General features: G+C 55.0%; 2 protein-coding genes. Both read left to right on the forward strand.

Going from position 1 to position 2,771, the window contains the following annotated elements; genetic code table 11:
- Positions 1–117: 117 nt before the first annotated feature.
- Positions 118–1,518, forward strand: coding sequence for a bifunctional UDP-N-acetylglucosamine diphosphorylase/glucosamine-1-phosphate N-acetyltransferase GlmU (gene glmU / locus PVA01S_RS26215; RefSeq protein WP_127610816.1), 1,401 nt, complete (start codon positions 118–120; stop codon positions 1,516–1,518).
- A gap of 432 nt (positions 1,519–1,950) precedes the next feature.
- Complete coding sequence (locus PVA01S_RS26220) at positions 1,951–2,589, forward strand: 50S ribosomal protein L25 (RefSeq protein WP_127610817.1); 639 nt, start codon at positions 1,951–1,953, stop codon at positions 2,587–2,589.
- The last annotated feature ends 182 nt before the right edge of the window (positions 2,590–2,771 follow it).

Raw genomic sequence — 2,771 nt, forward strand, 5'->3', positions numbered from 1 at the left:
TACAGGTAAGTGAGCTATATTGGGATTATGGCATATTTATTTCATTGCGCTTTGTGCATAGCGTTCGCATAACATGATGTGGATTTATTTTTTATAAGGATTAGGGGTTGAATCGTTTTGAACATTATAGGCATTGTGCTCGCAGCGGGCCAAGGTAAGCGAATGAAATCGAAATTATACAAAGTACTGCATCCGGTTTGCGGTAAACCGATGGTCGGTCATGTCGTGTCCACCCTCGAAAATTTAAATACATCGCGTACAGTCGTTATCGTAGGGCATGGAGCGGAAGCGGTGAAATCCTATTTGGGAGAACGCGCCGAATATGCGCTGCAAGCAGAGCAGCTCGGGACCGGTCATGCCGTCTTGCAGGCAAAGCCGCTGCTTGGCGATGAGGAAGGCCTTGCCATCGTCATTTGCGGGGATACGCCGCTCGTCTCGAATGAAACGCTGGAGGGGATGATCCGGCTTCATCAGGAGCGCGGGGCGTCCGCTACGATATTGACGGCGAATGTGGCGGAGCCGAAAGGCTACGGCCGCATTATCCGTGACGAGCAGGGGTATGTGACGAAGATTGTGGAGGACAAGGATTGTTCGCCGGAGCAGCGCCGGGTACAGGAAATCAACACGGGCACGTACTGCTTCGACAACCGCAAGCTGTTCGCGGCTTTGGCGCAAGTGAAGAACGATAATTCGCAAAACGAATATTATATTACAGACGTCATTAGCATCCTGAATGGCCAAGGTGAACGGGTAGAGGGTTACGTGCTGGACGATGCGGTCGAGTCGATCGGAGTGAACGATCGCTTGGCGCTGTCGGAGGCCGAGCAAGCGATGCGCGCGCGCATCAACCGCGGGCATATGTTGAACGGCGTTACGATCATCGATCCGTCTGCGACTTATATTGAAGCCGACGTGCGGATCGGTGCCGATACGGTCGTGCACCCGGGCTCCGTGCTGCGCGGCAGCACCGTTATCGGCGAAGATTGCGTTATCGGGCCGCAGGCTGATATCGCCGACAGCAGCCTCGCCTCCGGAGTGACCGTGAAGCATTCCGTGCTTCAGGATGCGGTCGTCGGCGCGGGATCTTCGGTCGGGCCGTTCGCTTATTTGCGGCCGGGCGCGGACCTCGGTCAGAACGTGAAGGTCGGCGACTTTGTCGAGATTAAGAACGCCAAGCTCGGAGACGATACGAAGGTGTCCCACTTGAGCTACATCGGCGATGCGGTAATCGGCCGTAACGTCAATGTCGGCTGCGGCGCCATCACGGTCAACTACGACGGCTTCAACAAACAGGTGACGGAAGTGGAAGACGACGCTTTCGTCGGCAGCAATGTGAACCTGATTGCGCCGGTAAAGGTGGGCAAGGGCGCTTATGTCGTTGCCGGTTCGACCATTACGAACAACGTAGAGCCCGGGGATTTGGCGATCGCCCGTGAGCGGCAGGTGAACAAGGCGGGTTATGCCGATAAGCTGCGTGCTAAATTCGCCGCCAAGAAGGCGTCGTCGAAGAAGCAGTAGCGGCAGGCGTAAGGCAGCCGCCGATCCCCTGCGGTGGCGGATCGGTTCGGACTTGGCGTTAGCCGGGGACAGGTCGAAGTTACGGTTCATGGTTAGGGAAGCGGACGATTGAGTTGTTATTCGCGGCGGGAGTAATCGATTCCCTGTTGTTCTGCGAATAGCGGAACGGTGATGTGTTATTAAGCGATAATTCTCCCTTTGAAGGGAAATAGCGGAGCCAGGGTATCTGATTTGCCCCTTTTCGGCGAAAATTGCCGGATTTGGAGCAATGAGCGAACTCTAGTTCCGCTATTTGTTCTGGAGGCGTGAATGGGAGACGAATAGCGATCCGCCGGGGCGGAGCGTTTTCTTGAGGAAAGACGTTTCAGACCTCCTTCAATTGGGTAAAGTAGTAGAAGTTAGGGCTTGTCCCCAAATGAAGGAGGTATTCCTATGGCTACAACATTGAAGGCGGAAGCTCGCAGCGGCAGAACGAAGGGTGACCGCAACCGTCTGCGCGCAGAAGGTAAAGTGCCGGCTGTCGTTTATGGTAAAAAGGTGCCCCAAACATCCATTGCCATCGATCAAAAGGAGCTCCTTGCCCTGATCAAAGCAAACCGGCATGCGATTATCGAACTGGATGTTCCGCAGCTCGGCAAACAGCCGGTGATGATCAATGAAATCCAACGCGATGCGATTAACCGTCAGCTGCTGCACGTCGATTTCCATCAAATCAACATGGATGAGCCGGTTAACACTACAGTTCGATTAGAGTACACCGGCGAGGCGATCGGCGTCCAGGAGGGCGGCATTCTGCAAATTCAGCTTCATGAGCTCGACATACGCTGCTTGCCTACACAAATCCCGAGCGTGATCGAAGTGGACGTCAGCTCCTTGGGCATCGGAGAAAATTTGCTGGTTTCCTCGTTACAGCTATCCGCTGGAATCGAAATCAAAACCAACGAGCACGACGTCCTGGCCACCATCCTGACGCCGCAAAAAGCGGAGCCGGAAACCGTGGACGAAGAGCCTGGCGCAAAAACCGAGGATGCCCCGGGCGAAGCGGCCGCCAAATCCGAGGAGACCGTATAAGCGAGAAGTCCAGCGTATCGATGCGAATCGATACGTTTTTTGCTGTCCGGGAAGCCGAGCGTCGCATAACGAGCACAGGCGCGGCCGAGGTTGCGGGAGTCATGCTCTAGCACTATGGGTACAGCCGCGCTGGTTGGGTACTTGCATTAATTCACTTCGAGCACGGGCGTGCAGGTGAAACA

It is taken from the genome of Paenibacillus validus NBRC 15382 (genome assembly GCF_004000985.1).
Lineage (GTDB): Bacteria > Bacillota > Bacilli > Paenibacillales > NBRC-103111 > Paenibacillus_G > Paenibacillus_G validus.

What these genes read in the sequence shown, in the direction of transcription:
- PVA01S_RS26220 (WP_127610817.1), top strand. Translation starts at nt 1,951, where the DNA reads ATGGCTACAACATTGAAGGCGGAAGCTCGCAGCGGCAGAACGAAGGGT.